This is a genomic window from Alkalimonas sp. NCh-2 (genome assembly GCF_039631345.1).
In the GTDB taxonomy this organism is placed as follows: Bacteria; Pseudomonadota; Gammaproteobacteria; order Enterobacterales; family Alteromonadaceae; genus Alkalimonas; species Alkalimonas mucilaginosa.
Genome location: NZ_JBDIUV010000001.1, coordinates 131,428 through 157,079, shown reverse-complemented (window position 1 = coordinate 157,079; position 25,652 = coordinate 131,428). Strand labels below are relative to the sequence as shown.

The following is a 25,652-nucleotide window of genomic DNA, read 5'->3' as shown; positions in this document are numbered from 1 at the left end:
TGTTGGTATCATGGCGGTTCAACGCTTGAGTTTATTAAGCAGATCAGCGCGCAGCTGGCGCGCCTGCAGCTCGGAAATAGGTTTGGCCAGCATGGCCTGGGCAGCGTCCGGTATGTGCTGCTGTGATACTTCATCATGGTCAAAAATATAATGTTCAAAAATGGCTTTCCATGCCTGGCGCTGGGCTTTAGGCAAGCTGCGTAAACTGAGGATACTCATCAACAGTGCATTGTTAGGGCGGCCAAGATAGGCCGGTGTATCGCGCCACCAATGGCTGAGCAATGCATTAAATGGTGTTAACGCTTTAACATGGTGCCACCACATGCTGGGAATAAATAATACGTCGCCCGGCGCTAACGTGGCGGTTTGGGCTGCTGCCAACGCCTGAGTAAAGCGTGGAAATTGCTGCAAATCGGGCTGCTCGAAATCGACCATGCTGATGTCCTGGCCGCCCGGGGCAAACTCCATCGGGCCAGGATAGAGGTTGGCAATTTGCTCCGGTGGAAACAGGGTGAAAGTGCGGCTGCCAACCACATTGCAGGCCAGATTATGCGGAAAATCATAATGTGCCGCGATCCGTGACTGATTACCAATCCACAGGCTGGTTAGGGGTGTGATACCTGGCAAGACAATGCTGTTCTCCTTGGCCAGGCCGTTAAACCAGCGCTGAATGTCGGTGGAGCCCATATACCATGTACTGGTGTCATCCGCAGCCTGTGCCAGCAGGCGGTCAAGAAACTGGTTAAAGTCAACTTTACCGGCCTGAAAGTTAAAGCCGGTGCAATCCTCATTATAAAACACTCGGCCTTGGTGCCCGGCAGGCACTAAGCAGGCATTGACCGGCTCACCCTGATAAAATTGCCGCAGATAATCAGCCGCGGCGGCGGCACTGTTTAGCCCTGCCTGTACCAGCGGCCAGTGTAAACATTGCTGTTGAAACACCAGTGGCGTGGTGGCTGTGGCAATGATTTGCTGCAAGCTGGCACTGTCGCAAGCCGGCAGGGTTTTTATCGGGGTGAGGGCTGCGGTCATGATGGTTACCTTCCGCTTAAGCCACAGTGCTGGCGTTCAGCTGGTTTTTTAACCGCAACAGACTGCGGATATTCGACTGTGACGCAATCGCCATATAGATGGCCTCTAAATAGCCCTGGTTATGTAATTGAGCCAACACCTCGGCAGGTAATGCTGCCAGGCTGTCTTCGTTAATGGTATAAAACCCCATCATCTGGTGTTTGCTGCCGTCATCCAACTGAATATCCAGGGTGAACGACTCCAGCAGCTTGTGTTGCAGCAATAAATCGATAAAGGCCGTGTTGTCCTGCAGGCCCTGATGAATGGTTTGCAGCATGGCGGATACGTCGTCTAGATAGGGGCTGCTGCCACCCAGCGGTAAGAACAGTGCTTCGCCCTGCTCTTTGTTGACCCGCGGACTGTCCAGATCAAGATGGATCATATGTTGGATGTGCTCGACCCCGTCTTCGACTACCGCTTGCTTGCCAATTAAAAACGGGTGGCGGCGAACGGTCAGTGGCAGGTAATACCCCTGCCAGTTGTTGTCCTGTAAAAACAGGTTTTCCTGGTGGGTAAAGCCAAATACCGCCACCGAAAAAAACTGGCCGGTGGCGGCATCTTTATGGAAGAAAATCGGGTAATGCGCCTGGACACTGCGAAATTCTTGCGGGAACGTCGGGGTAAACCAGACATTGTCGCCAAATTCAGCGCCGCGGCTGGTGATGATTTTCAGATCCAGATGCTCGACGCTGTTTAGTAGTACATGCTTGCTCATCATTCTATCCTGTTGCGTAAGTTATTATTGTTATTCGTTAAATAGGTGGTAAGCCATACTGGCGTATTTTGTTCAGTAACTGCCGGTTATCGGGTAATGCCGCCGCCTGGTGGGCTCTGCGCTTGGCGTTTTCAGCAAATAACTGATCGGCTTGTTGCACCAGTGATGGCTTTAAGTGGCTATAAGGCTGGGTATTCATATGCATACCGTACACAATGTACTGGTAACTGGCCGCCGGAAACAGCACATCGCTGTGGGTAATATCCTGAGCTGATGGTACTTTGTGTTGCCATAGCTGCACCAACTGTTGCAATGGCTCGGGTATGCTGGAGGATTCACGATGATCATGCCAGTAAGCATGATCGCTGCGTTTACTCAGTACATAATGCAACTTTAAAAACTCAATAATTTGCTGCCAATGCCGGGTAAAAGCCTGGTTCATCCGTTCGGCAGCCAGCGTTAGCAAGGAGACGGGCAGGGGCAATTGGGCAGAAAGGTAGTTGGCGCTCCACTCTACCAAGGCTAAGGCAGATGCCTCCAACGGCTCGATAAAACCGGCTGCCATCCCAATAGCGACACAATTGTGGTGCCAGCATTTGTTGTAGTGTCCAGGCTTAAAGCTAAGTTTGCGCCAGTTAAGCTGGGCGGTATCGGTCACCCCGGATTGGTGCAAATAGCGCTGCAGCTGTTGCTCGGCCTGCTCGTCAGAGCAATGGGCGGAGGAATACACATGGCCCACACCGCGGCGTGACTGCAGCCCTATGTCCCACACCCAGCCAGAGGGCTGAGCGGTAGAGACGGTACAGGAGGCGATAGCGGCATCAGGCTGATCATAAGGTACTTGCAGCGCCAGGGCTGAATCGTTAAATAGCCGGTGTTGTTGCGGGACAAAAGGCACGGCGTAATGTTTGCCTAGCAGGAGCGAAGCCGTACCGCTGCAATCGATGAACAGGTTGGCACTTATCACCGTGCCATCTGCGGTAACGAGAGTCGCAATATCACCGTTGGCGTTGTTGGTGATCTGCGCTATATGCGCTTTCACATGGTGTACACCAAGCTTCTCAGTTGCATGTTGTTGTAACAGGTTACTGAATTTTCCGGCGTCCAGGTGATAACCATAATTATTGATAAAGCTGTATTCGGCGGTGGAAATTTGCTTTGGTGCCAGGCCGGCCGCACAGAGCCGGGGTTGCGGGCTGACGGCGTCAGCAAAAGCAACCTGCTGGCGAAAAGGCAACCAATATGGGCAAATAGCCATCTCGGCTGTGCCTATCGGCAGACTGAAAGGATGAAAATAACTATCGGTGGTGTTCGTGCACCAATTAATAAACTGCGAACCCTGCTTAAAGCTGGCATCGCAGCTGTTTAGAAAATCGGTTTCGCTGATGCCAATACGTTGCAGTGTGTTGCGCATGGACGGCCAGGTGCCTTCACCTACACCAATAGAGGCAATATCGGGCGATTCAATCAGGGTAATCTGCAGCGTGGCAGGCGTGAGTAAGCGTCCCTGATCGGCATTGTGGTCAGCAGCCAGTATGGCCGCAGTTAACCAGCCTGCGGTTCCTCCACCGACAATCACTATCTGTTTAATCACTGTATCCATCTGATCATTACCGCTGTGAAGACCTGGTCAGGGCCTGGCTGTTATGCAGAACATAGTCAAGATAACGTATCTGCTGGCAGCATTGAAGTTATCGGTAAATAAAAGGCCATAATGCTATGGCCTTGTTGGGTAGCGCCATCTGGTCAGAACACGTAACGGGCACCAATGCTGTAGCGTGGGCCAGTTTCCACCAGGCTTAATACCTGCTCTTTAGCGCGGCCATGGATACGTTGGTATTCATTGGTGATATTTAATGCTTCCACATACAGGCTTAGCCCTTGTACCATTGGCAAGTCATAGCTGGCTGACACGTCAATCTGGGAATAAGCCTCGGTATACTGCGGATTTGCACCGGTCTCCTGGCCACGTGAACTTAAGAACTGGTCCCGCCAGTTATAGGCGATACGAGCCTGAAAACCATTTTTTTCATAAAACAACACTGCGTTCGCCGTATCACTGATCCCCAGGATAGCCGGCTGATCTGCCAGAATAAAGTTGTTGTAATCATTCTCACTGTTCACCAGGGTGTAGTTGGCAAGTATCCCGAAGCCAGAGTCGCCAAACACATGTTGAATGGCAAACTCCCAGCCATCAATGACTTCAGATACACTGCTGTTTGATGGGGTGTCGATCCTAAACACCAGGTCATTGTCTTCGCCGGCTACCCCGCTGATCACACCATTGGCGACATCAACACCCGGAGCATTCGGATAATTGGCGAAAATCCAGTTGCGGATGGCCTGTGCATCTGAACCGACCGCAGCTATAGCTTCAGCATATTTAGGGCCATTGACCGGGTTAGGAATATTGTAAATCGTCGATTCCACCACGGTGTTGCTGATAAAATTGGAGGTGTTTTTGCGGAAGTAACCCACAGAGACATAGCTTGAGGGAGCAAAGTACCATTCGGCCGAGAAGTCGATATTTTTTGACTCCAGTGGCAGCAGGCTTGGATTCCCCGCTGAGCCTCCACCACCACCGCGGTTGGCCAGGGTGTTCACCACGGTACCCCCTTGAATGGCTACATAGTCTGGGCGGCCAATGGTTTCACTGTAGGCGGCGCGCAATATCACATCGTCAATGATTTCAATATTGAAATTAATGCTTGGCAGGAAGTAATTGTAGCTGCCTTTTTGGGTCTGGAGTTCGCGCAGGCCGCTGGCTTGCAATTCAATTTCGGTTTCAGCAATCCAGTTGGCACCATCGTAGCTGGCTACCGCAGAGGTAGAAGTGACGTTGGTTTTTTCGTAACGCATACCAATATGGAAATCATACTGCCGGCCATTGAAGTCAGACTCGTAGTTGTACTGTAAAAACACCGATTGTGATTTCTCTTTGGTGTAACGGTCCACGTCGCTGGCGTAGTCCGTCGATGGGCAAAAATCGGTACCGCAATCTCCCGCACCCACATACCCGACTGGTGTGTATAACATTTCAGCCCGATCTCTTAGCATGCCAAAGTTCCACATGAAAATACGATCTAGCACCTCGAACGTCTGGCCGGGTGCCAGTGAGAAATCACCGGTGCCGGTACTAAATTTATCCTGAATGGTCTCTGCCGGAAAGAACGATTCGTCAAAGTCGCCGGCCTGACCAACACCACCCCAATCGTTACGCTGGACATTTACGGAGCGGGAGCGGTTATCCACATTGTTCAGTGCGATGCCAAAATCAATGCTGCCTCTTTGCTCAAACACATACTCACCGGTTAACTGATATTGACCGATTTCAGATTTATTGGTGGCGTTACCAAATACGCTACCGGTCACCATCATATCGGACGGTTGTACACTGTTGCCGCCACCGACAGACAGCAAGGGCCGGGGGCCACTGAAATCTGTAGCTGCGCTGGTGCGAATAAATGCAGCAGTGCTCAGGGTATTATCTGAACCAAAGGCATTATTCGGTTTGAACTCGGCTGTGGATTGATGGGCATCAAAGGTCAGTTTCAGCGCATTGCTGGCTTGCCATTCGATGTTAAGACCCAGCGAGCCACTTTGGTTACGCACGCCATAATCGCCTGCGGCCATCGACAGGTCTGCTGCAGTATCATAGGTTTCAGAGTAAATCAGTGGTGATGCAACTGGCCCGTCAGTCCAGACGTTTTGTGATGGGGCAAAGGTAAACCACGCCGACACGTCGTTGTATTGCGTGTCGATGTCATTGCGCATATAGGTGTAATCCAGCGTTGTTTTGAGGGTATCGGTCGGCGCATATTGCAGCACTAACTGACCATTGGTACGTACCCGCTGCTGTTCTTCAAATTTGTATATGGTGGTTTGTGGTACTGAATACACATCATTCGGGCCCGGACGGTTCACCTGGTTTTGCTGTGGCACGCCCCCCCAGTCGGCATTATCGCCTGACCAATCATTGTCGGTGATCCCTGGGAAACTACGCCAGCCGGTACCCACGTTGGCTTGTTGACTGCCACTGTCACGCTCCTGATAGCTGGCTGCAATCAACACACCAAACTTATTATTATCAAAGGTTGTTGAATAAATGCCCGAAAGCTCTGGTGTGATCGATGAGCCTCGTTCTGATGAGGTGTCATGCACACCGGCAATACTCAGCAGAGCTCTGTCACCACCGGCCGACAGTGGCCGCAATGTTTGAATATCAATGGTGGAACCAATACCACCTGTTGGGTTGGAAGCGAAACTGGTTTTATGGACTTCAGCCCCGCTGATTAAATCTGAGGCGATGTTGGCAAAGTCAAATGACCGTGAGCCGGTTGTGACCGGCATTTGGCGGCCATTGAGTGTGACCAGATTGTAGTCGGCGCCAAAGCCCCGAACAGACACTTTGCTGCCTTCGCCATTGACGCGATCGATGGACACGCCACTGATCCGTTGCAGCGATTCTGCCAGATTGGTGTCGGGAAATTTACCGATATCTTCTGCTGAAATGGCATCAACGATACCGGTTGAACTGCGTTTAACGGCCATAGAGTTGGTTAAGCTGCCACGAATACCTGTTACGGCAATCACCTCGATATCTGTAGCTGGCTCTGCAGCCAGGGCATCCTGAGCCAGGCTGGGTAGTGAGACGCCCATACCCAGAATTAAAGATAAGCTGGTAGCCAGTCTGGTCTTTCTAAAAGTGTGCGGTTTCATGTTAATTCCCTGTCGACAATATTTGGTTCTTGTTTTTAATAAAGTAGTCGCCAGACAGGTGGCCAATACTTCAAGACTCAACTGTAAGCGCTTTCATAAAGTTAGGTGATTTTTTTTCAGTCGTCAATACAAAAAGATTGATTTATAAGCGATTTATTTAAAAGTCTTTATTTATCAATTAGAAGTAATTTATTTTTTGGCTTTCCCAACGTCCTTTGGGTGGTGGATTTGATTTTTTATTGTGCAATTTGGAGCGGAGACATTGCCTGTGGAGTGGGTGATTAATTAAATGATTTGGAAGCGCTTACATTGCCGTTTTAACTTGGCTGTTTATGCATGCGTTTGCTTGAGCTATGTGCTGGCGCATAACTCTGATGCATCAGCTTGGGTGGTTCGTGGGGAGTCTTAAACGGCGAATATCAGCTTGTGGTGGAGCACCAAAAAAACGGCTGTATTCACGGCTGAATTGAGACGGGCTTTCATAACCAACTTTGTAGCTGGCGGTCGCGGCTTCCAGACCTTCCAGCAACATAATGCGCCGTGCCTCGTTTAAACGGAGTTGTTTTTGAAACTGCAGCGGGGACATAGAAGTGACCGCTTTAAAGCTTTGAAACAGCGCCGACTCACTCAAATGCACGGCATCTGCCAGCTCTTTGATGCGCAGTGGCTCGTGAAAACGCTGGTGCAGGATGTCAATCACCTTGCTGATACGATGTGCCTGACTGCCTATCAGGGTGAATTCGCGTAACTGGCTGCCGACTGGCCCCAGCAATAAGCGATACAGCATTTCCCGTTTCAGTAATGGTAGCAATACCGAAATATCCTGTGGGGATTGCATCAGCTGAATCAGGCGATGGAACACGGATACCAACTCGATATCCGCGTCGCCCATTGCAATGCCTCGGGCGGGTGCAGTTGGCTGTGGTACTTTATCAGCCAGGTCAATCACCAGATCGGTCAGTTCACGCAAGTCCAGACTGACGCTTAAAGCAAGATAAGGCTTGCTCGGACTGGCAGTAATGACCTTTCCACTTACCGGCAAGGTAACCGGAGCCAGCAAGTACTGCAACTCATGATACTGCAGCCGTTCATCGCCCATCCAAACTTGTTTGGAGCCCTGCACCAGTAAACATAAGGTTGGCTCATAAATCGTTGGGACTGCTGCTGTCGGGCCATCACTGCGGTACAGCCTGACACCGGGGATGATGGTATCGTGAAAACCGGTGGACTGGATCGCTGCCTGCAATGGTTGCAGCACTTGCAGGCGTAAACGCTCACGTTCATCGGTCATATTTGTATCTCCATCTTACTGATAAACGAAGTATAAGCAGCTAACCCGGCTTTGCCTATCGTTACCACTGTACTTTGCAGGATCAGGCAAGGAGTCTGGAGTTTAAGGCAGTGATATCGAGTTCAGCCGATAGCCTTAGGTACCCGGGTGACTATAGTCCAGAGGATACTTTCCAACCTGGGCGCCAGCATAAACGGATGCTACAAGTAAGTGCGGAAAAAGCTAGACCGAATTGCAGGCCAGAATTTGCCAGTCACCGGCTTGACGGTGGATCACCCAAAGCGGTGCTGTACTAATGCCTGTAGGGCGGTTATCAAGATGGCTGATGCACTGCTGTTTCACATTCAGCACTGCACAGTCGTTATTGACGGCCATGGCATGCACCAAGGCATAACTCAGGTATTCATCACGATGCAGTTCAAGACTGCCGCTGAAGTAATCGACAATTTGCTGCCGGCCAGACAGTCGCTGCCCCAGAATATTGACTAACATGGCCTGTTCCGCGTAGCAGGAGGCAAGTGCAGTTAGATCACGCTGATTTACCGCCTGTTGCAGCTTTTGCAGCAGCTGCTCTGCACTTTGCTGCAAGGCTGGCGCAGTAAAGGGTAACAGGGAGGATGTGAATTCGAGTTGATTGGCTGTATCTGCAGACATCATGCTTCCTGAGGTTTTCCAAAAACTGCCGTTAGTGTAAAACCTCAAGTTAAGTTTAGGTCAAGTGCGCAGTGCGTATTATTTACGGCTTCTCAGCGACGAGGAAAGGCTTGCAGTGTCATTTGCGCCACCTGGCGCAGTTGCTCGGAGGTGGCGCCATTTGTGGCCTGAATCGCCATACCTTGCAACACAGTGCCCAGATAGCATGCCAGCACCTCCGCATCCACATCCGCTGGTAAATCACCTTCTGCAATGGCCCTTTTAAAGCGCTCACAGAGTTTTTCACCCCCCTCGACCCGACGGTTTTTCAGCGCTTCTTTTACGGTGGCTGCCGCTTCACTGCAAGACAAAGCACCTTGCACCACAATGCATCCCTGCGGATGGTCACTATCAGTCATATTCATCGCTGCACCATACAGCATATGCTCGGCCACTTCGTATGCGGTTGGTTTTTCCAGTGCGGGCAGGAAAAACGAGCAAGCTCTGTTTTCGTAGAACTCGATGGCCTTTAAAAACAATTGCTCTTTATTCCCAAAGGCGGCATATAAACTGGGCTTGTTAATGCCCATGGCTTCCGTTAAATCGGATAACGAGGTGCCGTCATAGCCATTGCGCCAGAATACTTCCAGTGCTTTTTCCAGCGCTGTATCCACATCAAAAGCGCGTGGGCGGCCCATGGTAGGAGTGCAACTTACTGCGGACATTGTTCAGCTCCTGAATAAAAACTTACTAATATGGTAAATAGCCGAAGCCCCCTTGTCCAGTGTGGTTTTTTACCAAAGGGTACACAAAGCCACACCGGGCATCCACTAAGACACCTCTATCTGCACATTCGTTCATTGCATTGTCGCTGATCGGCGTCACTGCAGTATCAGGCAAGAATCAGGCGACTTTAGGTATTAAGGCGTTTGACCGCTTTGTTTACCATGCCATACCACCATCAGCTAATGCGCACTGTATACAGCGCCGGGCACTGCGGCAAAGTTGCTGGTGCTCCTGTTTAGAACAAATTGTTCTGCCTTAGCATGAAAGTTACTTACTGATCGGTACAAAAATAAATTGACAGTTTTTCACGGTCCTATATATTTACCACTCGGTACAAAATTCAGCTGCCTGAAGAAAATTCTAAGCCAAGCCTCAGCCAGGCAACAGCTAGCAAGCAATCGTTATGCAATCGCTAATATGCAATCGCTATAGTGTGGAGAACAATGTGATGGATACCAGCAACAAGATAAAAAGTCTGCTACTCGCCAGCGCGGCAACGCTGGTTTTGGCGGCCTGCAGCCAACCGGAAGCTGGGGATCAGCAACAGACACCTGCACTAATGCAAGTGAGTGTGGCCGAGGTAGTGTATGAACGCATTACCGAGTGGGATGAATTTACCGGCCGCTTGCAGGCACCGGAAACGGTGCAACTGGTGCCACGTGTTTCAGGGTACATAGAGCAAATCCATTTTCAGGAAGGAGCCCTGGTGCAGCAAGGTGATTTGCTGCTGCAGATAGAGCCGTGGCCTTTCGCAGCTGAAGTGGCCAGGCTGAACGCTGAGCTGCTTAGTGCAAAAAGTGCGGCTGCGCTGGCACAGAGTGAATACCGCCGGGCGGAAACCTTGAGTCAGCAGCGTGCTATATCGGCTGAAGTGTTGGACAGCCGCCTGGCCCGTAAACAGCAAACGGCAGCTGCCGTGGCTTCGGTCGAAGCTGCGTTGCAACGTGCTGAGCTGGACTTAAGCTATACCCGCATTACAGCCCCAATCAGCGGCCGGGTTTCCTATGCTGAGGTTACAGCCGGCAACTATGTCCAGGCTGGCCAAAGTCTGCTGACCAGCATTGTTTCGACCGATACCATGTATGCGTACTTTGATGTGGATGAGCAAAACTATCTGAAATACAGCCGGTTAACCAGTGCAGGCAAACGGGCCGATCCGCGCGATGCCGCCGCCAACCCGGTGTATATGGCTTTGGCCGATGATCCGGCATTTCGTTATACCGGCAGTATTGATTTTGTCGACAACCGCATCAATCAGCAGACCGGGACCATTCGCATCCGGGCCCGATTTGATAACAGCGAGAACGATTTACTGCCTGGTTTATTTGCCCGCGTCCGATTGGTCGGAAGTCATTCGTACGACGGCGTTTTGATTGATGAGAAAGCAATAGGAACGGATTTGAACAACAAATTTGTGTTGCTGGTGCGGGATGATAATCAGCTGGAGTACCGTGCAATTACGCTGGGTGACAAGGTCAATGGTCTGCGCATTGTGCGTGAGGGCTTATCGGCTGAGGATCGGATTGTTGTCAATGGCCTGCAGCGGGTCATGCCCAATATGCAGATCGAGCCCCGAATGGTGCCAATGGCAACCACGGAGCAATTGGCCAATCTGCGTCGTGAACAGCAACAGCTGGATCAAGCCAGCATGGCATTGACGGCTAAGGCCAGTCGTGCGGCGGATCAGGGATAAGGAAGCACTATGTTCTCGCAATTTTTTATTAAGCGGCCTATTTTCGCTGCGGTGATCTCCCTGCTGTTTTTTATCACCGGAGCCATAGCGGTGTGGCAGTTGCCGGTGACCGAGTATCCGGAGGTAGTGCCGCCAACGGTGGTGGTGACAGCGAATTACCCGGGAGCCAACCCGCAAGTGATTGCACAAACGGTTGCCTCACCGTTGGAGCAGGAAATTAACGGTGTGGAGAATATGCTCTATATGTCATCGCAGGCCACCTCGGATGGCCGGATGACATTAACCATCACCTTTGCCATCGGAACCGATGCGGATTTGGCACAAAGTCAGGTGCAGGCCAGAGTCGATCGTGCCATGCCCCGGTTACCGCAGGAAGTGCAGCGTCTTGGCGTGGTGACTGAGAAATCGTCCCCCGATCTCACCATGGTGGTGCACTTAACCTCGCCCGATCAGCGTTACGATATGTTGTATCTGTCCAACTATGCCGCACTGAACGTGAAAGATGAATTGGCGCGGATTAACGGCGTGGGTAACGTTCAGCTGTTTGGTGCCGGTGACTACAGCATGCGTATCTGGCTGGATCCGAATAAAGTAGCCGCCTTGGGCTTATCACCCACACAAATCGCTGCCGCCATTCGCGAGCAGAACCAGCAAGCTGCAGCCGGTAGTTTAGGTGCCCAGCCCAGCCGGGATGCTGAGTTTCAGTTGCTGATCAATGTCAAAGGCCGTTTAACCACGGTTGAAGAGTTTGAAGACATTATCATTCAGGTGGGTGCCAATGGCGAAATCAGCCGGTTAAAGGATGTTGCCCGGGTCGAACTGGGGGCATCCAACTATGCGTTGCGCTCTTTGCTCAACAATCAGGAAGCCGTTGCCATTCCTATTTTTCAGGCTTCTGGCTCGAACGCGATCCAAATCTCGAACGATGTACGGGCACAAATGGCCGAATTAGCCAACAACTTTCCCGAAGGGTTGGCCTACGATATCGTGTACGATCCAACCGTGTTTGTGCGTGGTTCAATCCAGGCCGTGGTGAAAACACTGCTGGAAGCAGTGCTGTTGGTGGTGCTGGTGGTGGTGTTGTTTCTGCAAACCTGGCGGGCCTCTATTATTCCACTGGTGGCGGTGCCGGTATCCTTAGTCGGTACCTTTGCCTTTATGCATTTGCTGGGTTTTTCGATCAATGCATTATCCCTGTACGGGCTGGTACTGGCCATCGGTATCGTGGTTGATGATGCCATCGTGGTGGTGGAGAACGTCGAGCGGAATATCAGTGAAGGCCTGGCGCCACTGGCGGCAACACAAAAAGCAATGAAAGAAGTGACCGGCCCTATTGTGGCGACCACCCTGGTGCTGGCGGCGGTGTTTATTCCTACTGCCTTTATGTCGGGGTTAACCGGACAGTTTTATAAGCAATTTGCGTTAACCATTACCATTTCTACCTTTATCTCGGCCATCAACTCGCTGACGCTAAGCCCGGCGCTGGCAGCGTTGCTGTTAAAAGGCCATAACGAGAAAAAAGATGCCTTAACCCGCGGTATGGATAAGTTATTTGGTACCTGGGTATTCGCTCCCTTTAACCGCTTTTTTGCCCGTTTATCCAGCGGCTACGGCTGGTTGGTGAAAAAGGTGATCCGTTATGGCGCTATTGTCGGCGTGATGTACATTGCATTGGTAGGTGTCACCGGCTTGCAGTTTGCCACAACCCCTACCGGTTATGTACCCAGCCAGGATAAACAGTACCTGGTGGCTTTTGCCCAGTTACCGGATGCTGCTTCGCTGGAGCGGACGGAGGCTGTGATAAGGGAAATGTCCCAAATTGCTCTGGATCACCCTGGCGTGGCGAACTCAGTTGCTTTCCCTGGCCTGAGCATTAATGGTTTTACCAATAGCCCGAATGCCGGCATTGTTTTTGTTGGTCTGGATGGCTTTGATGAACGCGGCAGTGCAGAGCTATCGGGCAATGCCATAGCGGCGGCGCTGAACCAAAAGTTTTCCGGTATTGAAGATGCCTTTATTGCCATTTTTCCGCCTCCTCCGGTGATGGGGCTGGGCACTATTGGTGGCTTCCGGCTGCAAATTCAGGACCGCGCCAACCATGGTTACGAAGAGCTGTACCATGTCACCATGCAGGTGATGCAAAAAGCCTGGGCGACGCCGGAACTGGCGGGGGTGTTTTCCGGTTATCAGGTCAATGTGCCGCAACTGGATCTGGCTATCGATCGCACCAAAGCCAAACAGCAGAGTGTGTCGCTGGATGAAGTCTTCCAGACGCTGCAAGCTTACATGGGATCGGTCTATGTCAATGACTTTAACCAGTTTGGCCGTACCTATCAGGTGAATATGCAGGCGGACGAGCAGTTCCGTCAGAGTGCAGCGCAAATCAGTCAGTTAAAAGTGCGGAATCTGCAAGGGGAGATGATCCCGCTCGGCTCCTTTATCCATGTAACGGACTCGGCCGGGCCAGATCGAGTGATGCACTACAACGGCTTTACCACCGCAGAGATCAACGGTGGTCCGGCGCCGGGGTACAGCAGTGGCGAAGCTCAGGCGGCCATTGAACGGATCCTGGCGGAAACCTTGCCACATGGCATGACGTACGAGTGGACAGAGCTGACTTACCAGCAAATTCTGGCGGGTAACGCCGGCGTCTTTATCTACCCCCTGGTGATTTTGCTGGTGTTTATGGTGCTGGCCGCTCAATACGAAAGCTTAAGCCTGCCGCTGGCCATTATCTTAATTATTCCGATGACCTTGTTATCGGCGCTTAGTGGCGTGCTGATCTACGGTGGTGACAATAATATCCTGACCCAGATAGGCTTAATTGTACTGGTAGGCTTGGCCACCAAAAATGCCATCCTGATCGTTGAATTCGCCAAAGAACTGCAAGATCAAGGCATGAAAGCGATGGAAGCTATTCTGGAGGCGAGTCGTCTACGGTTACGCCCCATCCTGATGACGTCTATTGCCTTTATCATGGGTGTGGTACCTATGGCCTTCTCCAGCGGTGCTGGTGCCGAAATGCGCCAGGCACTTGGGGTGGCGGTATTCTCCGGTATGATTGGCGTGACTATTTTTGGCTTACTCTTAACGCCACTGTTCTACTACATGCTGGCCAGACGGGCTGAGAAAAAAGCACTGCAGTCTGCGCCAACCAGCACTGAAGCGCTGGAGGTGAAGCATGCGTAATACCATCAAACGCTCAGCCATTGCTGTGCTGGTGGCCTCCATCAGTGCCTGTGTGGTTGGGCCGGATTATCAGCGGCCGGCACAGGTGGGTGACATTGCTTTTACCAGTCCGTACCAGCAGGCTGAGCAGCTGCAAAACTGGTGGCAGGCCTTTGATGATGCCACGCTCAACCAGCTGATTACCATAGCCTTGCAGGAAAACCGAAGCCTGGCGCAAGCCAGAGCCAACGTTGACCGGGCTTATGCGGTTTTTCGTGATGCCAACCATGATCTGTTGCCGAAGGGAGCAGTGGATGCCGGTTATCAGGCCAGTGAGAATGCCACGGTATCACCGGCCGATAACGGCGTGATTACCCGTGGTTACAGCACAGGTGCTAGTGTCAGCTGGGATCTGGATTTGTTTGGCAAGTTGCGTCGTGCCAGCGAGGCGGCAGAGGCCGAAGCCCAGCAGGCCGATATTTTATGGCACGATGCGAAGCTGCAGCTGATCAGTCAGATTGCCACCAGCTATGGTGAGTACCGGGGAGCACAACTGCGTTTGCTGGTGGCAGAGCAAAATGTACACAACCTGCAGCAAAGCCGGGCCATTGTGCTGGCCCGGCTAGAGGCCGGTATGGCCTCAGAGCTGGAACTGGCACAAATTGATGTACAGCTGCATCAGGTGCAGGCATCGGTGCCAGCCCACCGGGTCGCGCAGCAAACGGCTGAGGCAACCTTAGCGGCTTTGCTGGCGCGGCAGCCGGGCCAGTTAACATTGGGATCTGTACCGCACTTGCCTGAGTTAAAGCAACCGGTGGCGGTGGTCGCAGGGGAGAACTACCTGCGTTACCGTGCCGATGTAGCAAGTGCAGAGCGCGTATTCGCTGCGCGTACGGCAGGCATCGGTGTGGCAACCGCCGATTTGTATCCGAATTTGTCGGTCAGTGGCTTCTTAGGCTTTGTCTCTGGCCCCGGTTTAACCCTTGGCAGTGACACGCAAAGCTGGGCCGTGGCGCCAACCTTAAGCTGGCAGGCCGCTGATCTGGGCTCGGTAAGAGCGCGCATTGGTGCCGCTAAAGCCAGCTCACAGATGGCGCTGGCGCAGTTTGAGCAGCAGGTGTTTACCGCCATCAACGAGATGCAATTAGCGCTTAGCAGTTACAACCTTAGCCGTGAGCAGCAGCTAAGCACCGAGCTGCAGTGGCAGGCCAGCAACCAGGCAGTGCAAATAGCCCGCAACCGTTACATGGCCGGCAGCGGTGAGTTTCTGGAGTTGCTGGATGCCGAACGCGAGTTGCTACGCAGCCGCGATCAACTGGCGCAGGTGCAACAACAAAGCTTTCTCCGCCTTGTTGGTATTTACCGTAGTTTTGGTGGTGGGATCCAGCTGATGTAAGGAGGATTACAGGGAAAAGCCGGAATTGTCCGGCTTTTATGCTCTGCATTTTAAGCGCTTCGAATCAAAACTTACCTTGCCTTCAGTACCCTGATCTCTCCTAACTCCCTGGATAGGAAGCAACCATAGTGAGATGAGCTGTTGTTTCATCATCTGCCAGTGATTTCAGCCATTAAAAATCGGGGTAATACCGTAGGAATGGGCAATTCCTTTGTAGCTCTATGTATCCAAAGGCGGTGGCTTTGTCTCTACTATTTGTATGGTCATTACAGACACATACGAATGGAGAGAGCACATGCAACATGTCGAGAATAAAGTAGTTTTAATCACTGGTGCCAGCAGTGGTATTGGTGAAGCCACGGCCAGATTACTGGCCAAACAGGGGGCAATCGTCGTTCTTGGTGCACGGCGTACCGAGCGGCTAGCCGCCATTGTTCGTGATATTCAGCAAACCGGTGGTCAGGCTGCTTATCATGCATTGGATGTAGCCGATGTCAGGCAGGTGAATGAGTTTGTGACCTTTGCCAAAGATACTTTTGGTCGTATCGATGTGATGTTTAACAACGCTGGCATTATGCCTTTATCGCCGATGGGCGCATTAAAGACCGATGAATGGAACAAGATCATCGATATCAATATTAAAGGTGTTTTGAATGGTATCGCTGCGGTATTACCGCTGATGGAACAGCAAGGCAATGGTCAGATCATCAATACCGCATCCACTGGAGCACATGCTGTGGGTCCTTCTTGTGCTGTTTACTGTGCCAGTAAATATGCGGTTTGGGCGATCAGTGAAGGTTTGCGCCAGGAATCCAGTACTACCCGTGTGACCGTTCTGTCTCCCGGTGTCACCACCACTGAACTTGGTCATGATATTACCGATGAAGCTGCCGCTGGATTAGTAGAGCAACTACGCACCATGTCGTTAAATCCAGACGCAGTTGCCAATGCAGTTTTGTATGCGATTTCCCAGCCTGACAACGTAGATGTGGGTGAATTGGTGATTCGCTCAGTGTCTAGCAAGGGGCATGCGTTTTAACTTGATGTAAAACAATACTGAGATGGATAACAGCAGCAGTGCGCTACCGACACCACGAAATCATCGGGGCCGGTAAGCACTGCTGCTACGTTATAGCGATTTCAGAAATGCCAGTAAGGCTTCACGCTCCCCGGTAGGTAAATCGATAAAACGGTTTTTAATCACCTCAGCTTCGCCGCCATGCCATACAATGGCTTCGGTCAGGGTTCGGGCCCGACCATCGTGCAAGTAGCCTACAGGTGCACCTGCTGCAACATATTCGGTGTAACCTATCCCCCACAAGGGTGGTGTGCGCCACATGCTGCCATTGGCCAGCCCTTCTGAAAAATTGTCTGCCAGCCCTGCTCCCATATCATGCAGCAACAGGTTGGTGTAAGGACGGATGCGCTGATGACGAACTTCATCAAAGGCTGATTGAGCGCTGGTTTGTACCTCGCTGATATGGCAGGCATTGCAGCGGATGGCGTGAAACACCGCTTCACCCAAGGCTATTTTTTCAGGATCAACATCGAGGTAGGGCAGTGGCGAAACTCCATTGGGGAAGCCACTGATCAGGCTGCGCTGTGCTGGGACCCCCAAGAGATGCAAGTACTCAGTCATTAATTGCAGCGCTTCATCTGGTAAGCCGGTCTCTGGCGGATTGGCCTCATGGCAATGCTTTGAACCGTACAGACAATGAAGGCTGGGGTATATGGACGATGTGACAGACATATCCAGCAAGGCGGCATTGGCCACCTGGTGACGAAGACTGACTTTCGAAGCTTTCCAGCCATAACGTCCCAGGCGTACCTGGCCAGTTTCCGGATCATAGGCATAATTGGCGGTTCCCAGAACCCCGTCGCTATCCGGTGCGGTTCGCACGCGCGCCAGAATCGTTTCATCGTCAATAGCCTCCAGCAGGCCCATTCCAATTAATGGCTGTGCTGAGCGGAGTGAATATACCGGAGGCTCAGGCCCTTCAAAGGCTATTTGGGGTTTACGTAATTCAACCAGTGTACCATCGGCTAAGTACAGCTGCTCTGTGGTAAAGCCTGCAACCAAGGCTGCAGTCCCCCAGTTTTGCCGGGCCCCGGTGGTGATAGAGCGGGCATTCATTTGCATGGCCTGGCCATACAATGGGTGTGGCAAATAGTTTCCGTTGGCGTCGGTACCGGTAGTTCCAACACGTATTGCCATGGTATCCAGTCGTTGATTCGGAACGGATGGGGCCACACTGCGGCCATTGCTGATGTGACAATTCAGGCAGGATGATTGGTTAAAGCGAGGGCCTTGCAGCTGCCGGCCATCATCATTGCGGTCGTTCCCTGCTTCGTTATGCTCACCACTCCACAAATTGGTATGCAACCAACGACGCCCTTCCATAAAGCGTTGCATATTATTCATGCCAATATGGCTGTGCGGCTGCTGGAACATAAAGCTGGCGTTGTCTGCATAGTCATAAGAAATAGAGCCCAGGCCTCCCTGCAGGGTGCTGTCGGGCAGTGGTGAGTTCATCAGGCGTGGTTGCACGCCATACCATGGACGCAAACCCAGTCCCATCACATAAGTCAGTTCATTGGTGTAATAACGAAAGCCGCCATCATCGCCCAGTGCATCCATCACCTCGCGGGTAGAAAAGAATGAACCGGTAAACTCAATCACATCCCCTTTACGCAGTGGACGGGCGGCAACGGTATCGCCATTTGGCACCATAACGCCATCTGTATTTTCCGACAGCGCTCTGTGTCCGGGGTAAGTGTCAAACACAACACTGCAACCATCGTTGGCACCAATAATGTCGTTATAGCCGCTGTCCGGGCGCAAGAGTTGACCTACAGGCGGGCGAGCTACCACCGGGCAGGGGGCTCCATCACTCAGATAAGTTGAGTTATCAAGCAACCTGCCTGGGCTCATCCAGCCAAATCCAGTGACGGTAGGCTCGTCAAAACGACGCACAAAAGCATGCCCACCGCCTTTTTGAGCTTGTAGAAAATATTGATTCACAATAATACTGGGGTTAGTCACGCCAGGGACATTGCTGTTGTCAATGAACTCCACACCCCAGGTGCGGTTTTTAAAGTAGTTGGCGACAAAATTTAAATGAGCTCCCGGGCCGTGATCAACCGGGTTGCCTTGTGCATCCACGGTCTCGTTCGGCCCAAAGCCAATTTCGTTCCAGGCTTCACCACGCTCGCGTGCATGGCGTGAACGGCCTACCATCCCAAAGCGTGTCACCAGGGTGCCATCTGGCAAGGTAAATCGCACCAGTTCAACGGGCTCGTCTGGTACCGGCAGAGGCTGGCGCCCGGCGCCACTAAGCGGGTAAGGAAGGTAGGAAGTTTCTGAGGCCGTGATAGAGGTATCGTTGCCAGGTGTTTTAAATTCAACTTGAAACAATGAATAGCCATAGTGCGTATGCCGGCGGATCCCTTGCAGGCGGACATAACGGGCGTAAACATCCAGATTGAAAAACTCTTCGGTACCACCCTGGCCACCGGTGATATAGCGTAACTGATACCAGTTCTCTGCATCATCGGAAACATAAACAGCATACTCTTCTGCATAGGCGTTTTCCCAATACAGCTTCATATAACCGATGGCTGTTTTTTCAGCAAAATCAAATTGAATCCAGGCATTGTCAGCATCGGCTTCACCGCTCCAGCGGCTTTCCCAGCGGGTGCTTGCATCGCCATCAATGGCCTTATCTGCGGTATTGGTCGTATTTTCATCACCGGAAGAGCTGGCCGAGAGCGCAAAGACTGGCTGTGCCGGGGCGCTTTTATCATAGGTTTCGGCAACTCTGAGGCACTCAGGTGGGGCCGGTAAGACCGGGGCTCCTGGTTGTGGCAAAGGGCTAATATCTGCTGTGGGGGCAGCTTCAAGCTCCGGCCTTGGCTGTCCAACAATGGGCGGAGGATCTTCCGGCGCGGGTGTAACCGGAGGTGCTACGATCGGTGGCGGTGTTCCGGATGGTGGTTCATCAATTGGCTGGTTGCTATCACTGCCACCACAACCGGTTACGCATAAAGTTAGCGCAACCATTAGCAGGCAACTAAAGGCCAGAGGGGGGTGAACGCTGCACGCTTTTGTCACAACAATGCCCATAGGAATTACCTCAAATACCTACACAGTAAGCTCTGTATCGCTATAAGGCAACAACAAAAGTGTTAATCTATAGAGCAAATTACGACAACTTGTAACGCGGGAGCATCCCCACTGGAGGTCATTTTCAGCAAGGATATTGAAGCTGCAGCAGGCCATTTATAGAGATCTTCGCGACTTTTTTCCTTGACAAGGTGGTGGCTTTCGCACTAGTTTAGCCCTGCTTATCAATTTATGGTTGCGCAATCATTTTGTGGTATCGACAACTTGTGGGATCTTGTTCGCTATATTTGGTTGATTATAGCCGGTCTTGCTCAGGTTGTTGGCAGCCATTATCGCTGTTGATGTTAGCGCAAACAGATTGGTAGATACTAATAACCGTGCTTTATGCGGAGCAGTTAAGCAACGGATAGAATCAGACAACAGGGGGAGAAATGAAGATGGCCAATAAGCCAGTTGGTAAATTAAAGCAAAGTTATATTTTTATTTCGGCAGCCATGCTTAGTGCTGCCACTACGGCTGCGTTAGCAGACAGTGTGACTGAACAAAGCATCGAGTCACGCGGCATCGAAGTGATTCAGGTCAGCGCAACCAGGCGGGTAACGACGATACGGGAAACCCCTTTGGCGGTTACTGCTTTTGATCAAAATGCACTGGATGATAACCATGTGCTGCAACTGAACGATTTACAGGGCACCGTGCCTAGTTTGCATATCGCGCAGAACGGAACGCAAAATACCCCGATGGTTTATTTGCGTGGTATTGGTTCGTCGGATCAAACCGAAAGCGGCGACCCAGCTGTTGCTTTTCATATCGATGGCGTCTATTCAGCGCGCTCACAGGGTGCCTCGGCGCTGATGTTTGATCTGGAAGGTGCTGAAATCCTGCGTGGGCCACAAGGCACCTTGTTTGGCCGTAATGCTACCGGTGGGGTGGTCAACCTGCATACAGCGAAGCCTCAGCTGGATTACTTTGAAGCCAATACTGAACTCACAGTGGGCAACTATGACCGACGCGCGCTCCGGGCTATGGTCAACCTGCCACTGACTGATACACTGGCTATCCGGGTAGCTGCTGCCACGGACAAATCCGATGGTTATGTGGCTATGGCACCGGGCTCGGCCATGGGGAAAAAGTATGGCTCGACCGATCTGTCAGCCGCCCGTATCAGTGCTCTGTGGCAACCGACTGATAACTTTGACTGGTTTTTGTCGTATGAAAACTTTACCGATCAAGGAACCGGTCATATTCCTACCGTGAGTGGCTCAAATCGTTCGGCCTATATTCAGGAGCCGGGCTTTAATGATTTTGTGATCGACAGCTTGCGTACCCGGATAAATTACACTTTCGATAATGGCATTATGCTGTCGTACATCGGTGGCTATACCGACTCTTCCCGGGAGTCGGTTTGGGACAGAAGCTGGACGCCAGACAGATATGAGTGGGGCGGCTGCGTTGAGTGCACTCATGAAGCGACCCAACATGAGTTTCAGATCAAGAATGATGACAGTGCTCGCCTGCAATGGATGATTGGATTGTTTTACTTTAAAGAGAACAACAGCACTCACTTTGATATTGTGCATCCGGATGCCGACTGGGAAGGAGGGAACACTCCTAACCCGAACCTGTGGTCGACCTACCGCCAGCCGGATCGTGGGCTAAAATCAAACAGTATTTATGCCCAAAGCACTTACCGGGTGACTGATGCATTTCGTGTTAGTCTGGGCTTGCGCTATACCGAGGATAAGCGGTGGGATATCGGTGGGCGTAATATCATGTGCCCACAGGCAAAACGTACTGAAAACCTGCCACTAAACAGCGACTATATTGGCTTGCTGGACCCTGATAATTTGCTCAATGGCCTGGCACCAAACAAGCAGCTGGTACAGCCAGGTCAGTGTTGGGTAGACACCTACAACGATACCAGCCCCAGTTGGGATAAAACCACAGGTATGGCCCGGCTGGAGTGGGATCTATCCCCAACAGTGATGGTCTATACCTCGTATGCCACCGGTTTTAAATCCGGCACCATTCAGGATGGCGGTAGTTACACCGGCTCAGGTCCTTTTACCCAGGCCGATTTAGATGCCATTATTGCCGGCAATAACAATGAAGCTGCTGGAACCAACGCCTATGTGGCACCTGAAGAAAACACCAGCATTGAGCTTGGCTTGAAAGGTGCATTTCTTGATAATACGTTGCAGGTTTTTGCTGCTCTGTTTACCACTGAGTATACCGATCTGCAGGTAACCAGCAATGTGACCACGGATACCGGCGCTGATTTATTGCGTAAAACCAACGCCGGTAAGGCCACTATCAATGGCTTGGAAGTTGAGGCCAAGTGGTTGGTAGGCAGTAATGGCGAATTGAACGGTAGCATGGCGTATCTGGATGCAAAGTATGATGAGTTCTTGACCACGGATTCCAGCTATGGGGCCGATGGCATTGCCTTTAACCCATCAGCCGGTAACCCGAACTTGCCGAACTTGCTCGATTTTAGTGGTAATCGCTTAGTGCAGGCACCTGAGTTCAGTATGTCATTGAGCTATGCTCATTTCTTTGCGCTTAGTAATGGGGCTTCGTTACGGCCACGTATCCGTGCCAGTTACTCTTCTGAGATCTGGTTTGATCCAGCCAACCGTGGTGACAGGCCGGAAGGCTTCCGTAACTTGCCATATGCGGCGGATATTGATCGGCAAGGGGCTTACACCAAGCTGGATGCGAGCCTGCTATTTATGCCATCAGGCGGTACCTGGAGTCTGGAAGCTTTTGTTAATAACGTCACTGACAGAGCCATTAAAACGGATCAGGGGCGCTGGAACAGCAACCCGGTTCCCAATTACATGTGGCAGTCACCCCGTACTTTTGGGATGCGGGTAAAGGTGAGTTTCGATTAATCCCCATCGACAAAGCAGCTGAGTCATCAGCTGCTTTGTTTATTATGACGCTGCACTCAGGTCGAGCTTCGCACCTTAATGTCGTAGCCGACATCGACCGGAGCAATGGCATGGCGGCCCTGGCCGGCAGCACTGAACAACATTTCTACCGCTTGCCGTCCCATGTCAGCCCGGGGTGAAGCAACCGAGGTAATCGCCGGCTCTACCAGGGCAGAAGCTTCTAAATCATTAAAGCCACAAATGGCAATATCTTTGGGAACAGTCAAATTCATCCGTTTACTTTCAAACAAGGCTCCCAGTGCCAGATCATCATTGCAGCAAAATAACGCATCGCATTGGCTGTCTGATTCTGCAATTACGGCTTGCAATAGCTGGCCCCCAAGCTTGATGGACGAAGGCTGCACCGTTGTCTTTACAAAACTGCGACATGGCTCCGGCCAATCCAGTATCGCCTGCTTAAAGCCTGCCAGCCGCTGCTGAGTACGCGGATCCATGCGTGCCCCGACAAAGGCCGGAGCACGGTAACCGCGCTCTAACAGGTGCTTTGTCATGTCATAACTGGCCTGGTAGTGTGAAAAGCCAATGTTCATATCTATGGGTTGATTGGTGAGCTCCATGATTTGCACCACGGGAATATCGGCTTGTTGTAACAACTTGCGGGCATAATCAGTTTGCGCCGCACCGGTCACAATAAAGCCTTCCGGTGACTGACTGAGCAGCGTGACAATCAGCTTTTCTTCTTCCAAAGGTGAATAATGACAGTCCCCCAGCAGTACCTGCAGGTTTTTTGTTTTCACTGCCTGGTATATCCCCTGCAGGACATCGTTAAACACAATGTTGGATAACGATGGAATAATCACCGCAAGAACGCCGGACTTTTTGGAAGCCAGGGCACTGGCAGCATGATTGCGAATATAGCCAATATCATGAATGGCCTTTTCCACTTTTTTGCGTAATTTATCCGATACCTTGGCTGGATCTGTCAGTACCCGCGATACGGTAATGGCGCTTACTCCAGCCACTTTGGCAACGTCTTTTAAGTTTGGCTTTCTGCTCATAAGGTTCGCTCTGTGGCCTTTTCGATGACCATACTGTATTCGATTACATTAGTCAAAATGGTTGCGCAATCATTCGTGCTGGTTTAAGCTGGCAATCACACTCGTGATACTAACAGGAAGAAGCCGCTCATGATGTGCGTTACAGCAATTAGAACTATTGTCATTATGGGTGTAGCCGGCAGCGGTAAGTCAACAGTCGGAGCCTTGCTGGCACAGCAGCTTGGCTGGCGCTTTATTGAGGGCGATGATTATCACAGCCAGGAAGCAAAAGATATGATGGCCAGTGGTATTCCGCTGGCAGATGCATTGCGGGAGCGTTGGGTGCAAAGGCTCTGTGATGAGCTTACGGCCTGTAAGGTTGAGCAGATACCTTGTGTGTTAAGTTACTCAGGTTTAATCGCCCGACACCGGCAAAAAATTCGTAGTTGTGCAGAGCGGGCCTGTTTTTTTTATCTAAAAGGTGATGTGGATCTGCTGTCACAGCGTCTGGAGCAGCGGGAAAATCACTTTATGCCACCGGCCATGCTGCAAAGTCAGCTGGAAACCATGCAAAGCTGTCATGGTGAGGCCGATATCACCATGCTGGATATCACGGTGCCGGCACCTGTACTGGTGCAGCAAATCATGCAGTGTTTAGCTGCGTAGCTTTATGGCTGATTGCGCTATCAAATTTAGCTTGTTGGCTGACATTATAATAACGGATAACAGGGTATGACACAGATAGGAACACAACAGATCACGTCTTCGGTGCGCCTGACTGAGAAAGTCGGCTATGGCTTGGGCGATATGGGTTTTAACTTCTACTGGGCGAATATCTCGGCTTTTTTGCTGATTTATTACACCGACGTCTTTGGCCTCTCCGCCGCTGCCGCTGGTACCATGATGCTGGTTACAAAAATTGTGGATGCCTTTACCGATCCGCTTATGGGGGCGGTAGCTGATCGTACCCGCAGTCGCTTTGGGAAATTCCGGCCATATTTGCTGTGGCTGGCATTACCACTGGCTGGTGCCGGAGTGCTGACCTACACGACACCGGATTTGGGCGAAACGGGCAAGCTGGTGTGGGCCTATGGCACCTATACCTTATTGATGCTGGTATACACCGCGATCAATATTCCTTACTCGGCATTGTCTGGTGTTATTACCAGTGACAGCCAGCAGCGTACCACCCTGGTGAGCTTTCGTTTTATCGGCGGTTTCAGCGGCGGTATTCTGGTGACTTATTTAACGCCTAAATTAGTGCCCTTGCTGGGGCAGGGGGATGATGTCCTGGGCTGGCAGTTGACCATGCTGGTGTTTGGCATTGCCGCGGCGCTGATGTTTTTAATTACGTTTTTTACCACCAAAGAGCGTATTACCCCTGTTAGCATCCAGCCCAACGCGGTGCTGCAGGACTTGGCCGACTTAAAAAATAATAAGCCCTGGCTGGTCCTGTTTGCGCTGGCGCTGATTATTATGGTGACCATTACCATGCGTGCCGGCAGCGGAGTGTACTACTTTAAGTATTATGTGGAGCGGCCCGACCTGGTGGGCGAATTTTTATCATCTTATATGCTGGCCTTAGCACTTGGGGCTGCCTCCACCCCTTTGATGACGCGTTTTCTTGATAAGAAGCACCTGATGGTGTTACTGATGGCGTTAGCCGGCATTCTTTCTATCAGTTTGTATTTTGTTCCGGCTGATGCGGTGGGGCTTATCTTTGCTTTGAACCTGGCGATTGGCTTTGTGCTGGGGCCAAAATCGCCGTTGGCATTTTCCATGTACGCAGACACCGCAGATTACAATGAGTGGCGAACAGGTCGCAGAGCAACGGCGATGACCTTTGCTGCGGCAACCTTTTCACAAAAGTTGGGTGGTGCTATCGCCTCGGCCTTGATTGGCTGGTTGTTAGCGGCGATTGGCTATGTTGCCAATGAGCAGCAGAGCAGTGGCTCGCAAATCGGCATTGTGCTGTTAATTTCGGTGATCCCTGGGGTGATTGCCCTGCTGGCAGCCTTTGTGATGCGTTATTACACGCTGGATAACCAACAACTGGTAACCATTCAGTTTGACCTGCAACAGCGTAAAAGCGAAGCCGTTGCGCACTAAATGATTATTGTCTGGAG

Annotated in this window: 16 protein-coding genes; 7 read left to right on the top strand and 9 right to left on the bottom strand. The window is 51.5% G+C overall.

Translation table 11 applies throughout. From position 1 onward, the window contains the following. Positions 1–18: 18 nt before the first annotated feature. The 7 genes from ABC502_RS00780 to ABC502_RS00750 form a co-directional block, all read right to left on the bottom strand. Positions 19–1,032 (bottom strand): cupin-like domain-containing protein, encoded by a 1,014-nt coding sequence (locus ABC502_RS00780; RefSeq protein ID WP_345914590.1) that lies wholly within the window; start codon positions 1,030–1,032, stop codon positions 19–21. 16 nt (positions 1,033–1,048) lie between these two features. Further along, positions 1,049–1,786 (bottom strand): SapC family protein, encoded by a 738-nt coding sequence (locus ABC502_RS00775; RefSeq protein ID WP_345914589.1) that lies wholly within the window; start codon positions 1,784–1,786, stop codon positions 1,049–1,051. Between the two features lie 37 nt (positions 1,787–1,823). Further along, positions 1,824–3,389 carry a tryptophan halogenase family protein gene (locus ABC502_RS00770; protein ID WP_345914588.1) on the bottom strand — a complete coding sequence of 522 codons (1,566 nt, stop codon included), beginning with the start codon at positions 3,387–3,389 and terminating at the stop codon, positions 1,824–1,826. 143 nt (positions 3,390–3,532) lie between these two features. Beyond that, positions 3,533–6,505 (bottom strand): TonB-dependent receptor, encoded by a 2,973-nt coding sequence (locus ABC502_RS00765; RefSeq protein WP_345914587.1) that lies wholly within the window; start codon positions 6,503–6,505, stop codon positions 3,533–3,535. A 379-nt stretch (positions 6,506–6,884) separates the two neighbouring features. Continuing rightward, complete coding sequence (locus ABC502_RS00760; protein ID WP_345914586.1) at positions 6,885–7,796, bottom strand: AraC family transcriptional regulator; 912 nt, start codon at positions 7,794–7,796, stop codon at positions 6,885–6,887. Positions 7,797–8,018: 222 nt separating this feature from the next. Further along, positions 8,019–8,450, bottom strand: a complete 432-nt coding sequence (locus ABC502_RS00755; protein ID WP_345914585.1) for a nuclear transport factor 2 family protein — start codon at positions 8,448–8,450, stop codon at positions 8,019–8,021. A 92-nt stretch (positions 8,451–8,542) separates the two neighbouring features. Further along, complete coding sequence (locus ABC502_RS00750; RefSeq protein WP_345914584.1) at positions 8,543–9,154, bottom strand: TetR/AcrR family transcriptional regulator; 612 nt, start codon at positions 9,152–9,154, stop codon at positions 8,543–8,545. A gap of 509 nt (positions 9,155–9,663) precedes the next feature. Between ABC502_RS00750 and ABC502_RS00745 the strand changes: the two genes are divergently transcribed. The 4 genes from ABC502_RS00745 (at position 9,664) to ABC502_RS00730 (ending at position 16,511) form a co-directional block, all read left to right on the top strand. Further along, a complete protein-coding gene (locus ABC502_RS00745) occupies positions 9,664–10,908 on the top strand; it encodes an efflux RND transporter periplasmic adaptor subunit (RefSeq protein WP_345915119.1) in 1,245 nt (414 codons plus the stop codon). A gap of 9 nt (positions 10,909–10,917) precedes the next feature. Beyond that, a complete protein-coding gene (locus tag ABC502_RS00740) occupies positions 10,918–14,097 on the top strand; it encodes a multidrug efflux RND transporter permease subunit (protein ID WP_345914583.1) in 3,180 nt (1,059 codons plus the stop codon). Next, positions 14,090–15,472 carry a TolC family protein gene (locus ABC502_RS00735; protein ID WP_345914582.1) on the top strand — a complete coding sequence of 461 codons (1,383 nt, stop codon included), beginning with the start codon at positions 14,090–14,092 and terminating at the stop codon, positions 15,470–15,472. Before ABC502_RS00740 ends, ABC502_RS00735 begins: the two co-directional genes overlap by 8 nt. Positions 15,473–15,767: 295 nt before the next feature. Beyond that, entirely contained in the window at positions 15,768–16,511 is a 744-nt protein-coding gene (locus ABC502_RS00730) for an SDR family oxidoreductase (RefSeq protein ID WP_345914581.1), read from the top strand. Between the two features lie 90 nt (positions 16,512–16,601). Here the strand turns inward: ABC502_RS00730 and ABC502_RS00725 are convergent, their stop codons facing one another. Continuing rightward, the gene (locus tag ABC502_RS00725) at positions 16,602–19,532 is read right to left on the bottom strand and encodes a di-heme oxidoredictase family protein (protein WP_345914580.1); all 2,931 of its coding nucleotides are present in this window, start codon (positions 19,530–19,532) and stop codon (positions 16,602–16,604) included. Positions 19,533–20,032: 500 nt separating this feature from the next. On the opposite strand from ABC502_RS00725, the gene ABC502_RS00720 reads away from it, so the two are divergent. Continuing rightward, positions 20,033–22,489, top strand: a complete 2,457-nt coding sequence (locus ABC502_RS00720; protein WP_345914579.1) for a TonB-dependent receptor — start codon at positions 20,033–20,035, stop codon at positions 22,487–22,489. 56 nt (positions 22,490–22,545) lie between these two features. On the opposite strand, the gene ABC502_RS00715 is transcribed toward ABC502_RS00720, so the two are convergent. Beyond that, on the bottom strand, positions 22,546–23,547 hold the full coding sequence (locus tag ABC502_RS00715; RefSeq protein WP_345914578.1) for a LacI family DNA-binding transcriptional regulator: 1,002 nt from the start codon (positions 23,545–23,547) through the stop codon (positions 22,546–22,548). Positions 23,548–23,676: 129 nt separating this feature from the next. On the opposite strand from ABC502_RS00715, the gene ABC502_RS00710 reads away from it, so the two are divergent. Continuing rightward, positions 23,677–24,192: a gluconokinase, GntK/IdnK-type gene (locus ABC502_RS00710; RefSeq protein WP_345914577.1), complete on the top strand. Its 516-nt coding sequence runs from the start codon at positions 23,677–23,679 to the stop codon at positions 24,190–24,192. A 66-nt stretch (positions 24,193–24,258) separates the two neighbouring features. Continuing rightward, complete coding sequence (locus ABC502_RS00705) at positions 24,259–25,635, top strand: MFS transporter (protein ID WP_345914576.1); 1,377 nt, start codon at positions 24,259–24,261, stop codon at positions 25,633–25,635. Positions 25,636–25,652: the final 17 nt, after the last annotated feature.

Coding starts and splice junctions, on each gene's coding strand:
- ABC502_RS00780 (WP_345914590.1), bottom strand. CDS start 1,032: ATGACCGCAGCCCTCACCCCGATAAAAACCCTGCCGGCTTGCGACAGT.
- ABC502_RS00775 (WP_345914589.1), bottom strand. CDS start 1,786: ATGAGCAAGCATGTACTACTAAACAGCGTCGAGCATCTGGATCTGAAA.
- ABC502_RS00770 (WP_345914588.1), bottom strand. CDS start 3,389: ATGGATACAGTGATTAAACAGATAGTGATTGTCGGTGGAGGAACCGCA.
- ABC502_RS00765 (WP_345914587.1), bottom strand. CDS start 6,505: ATGAAACCGCACACTTTTAGAAAGACCAGACTGGCTACCAGCTTATCT.
- ABC502_RS00760 (WP_345914586.1), bottom strand. CDS start 7,796: ATGACCGATGAACGTGAGCGTTTACGCCTGCAAGTGCTGCAACCATTG.
- ABC502_RS00755 (WP_345914585.1), bottom strand. CDS start 8,450: ATGTCTGCAGATACAGCCAATCAACTCGAATTCACATCCTCCCTGTTA.
- ABC502_RS00750 (WP_345914584.1), bottom strand. CDS start 9,154: ATGTCCGCAGTAAGTTGCACTCCTACCATGGGCCGCCCACGCGCTTTT.
- ABC502_RS00745 (WP_345915119.1), top strand. CDS start 9,664: ATGGATACCAGCAACAAGATAAAAAGTCTGCTACTCGCCAGCGCGGCA.
- ABC502_RS00740 (WP_345914583.1), top strand. CDS start 10,918: ATGTTCTCGCAATTTTTTATTAAGCGGCCTATTTTCGCTGCGGTGATC.
- ABC502_RS00735 (WP_345914582.1), top strand. CDS start 14,090: ATGCGTAATACCATCAAACGCTCAGCCATTGCTGTGCTGGTGGCCTCC.
- ABC502_RS00730 (WP_345914581.1), top strand. CDS start 15,768: ATGCAACATGTCGAGAATAAAGTAGTTTTAATCACTGGTGCCAGCAGT.
- ABC502_RS00725 (WP_345914580.1), bottom strand. CDS start 19,532: ATGGTTGCGCTAACTTTATGCGTAACCGGTTGTGGTGGCAGTGATAGC.
- ABC502_RS00720 (WP_345914579.1), top strand. CDS start 20,033: ATGGCCAATAAGCCAGTTGGTAAATTAAAGCAAAGTTATATTTTTATT.
- ABC502_RS00715 (WP_345914578.1), bottom strand. CDS start 23,547: ATGAGCAGAAAGCCAAACTTAAAAGACGTTGCCAAAGTGGCTGGAGTA.
- ABC502_RS00710 (WP_345914577.1), top strand. CDS start 23,677: ATGATGTGCGTTACAGCAATTAGAACTATTGTCATTATGGGTGTAGCC.
- ABC502_RS00705 (WP_345914576.1), top strand. CDS start 24,259: ATGACACAGATAGGAACACAACAGATCACGTCTTCGGTGCGCCTGACT.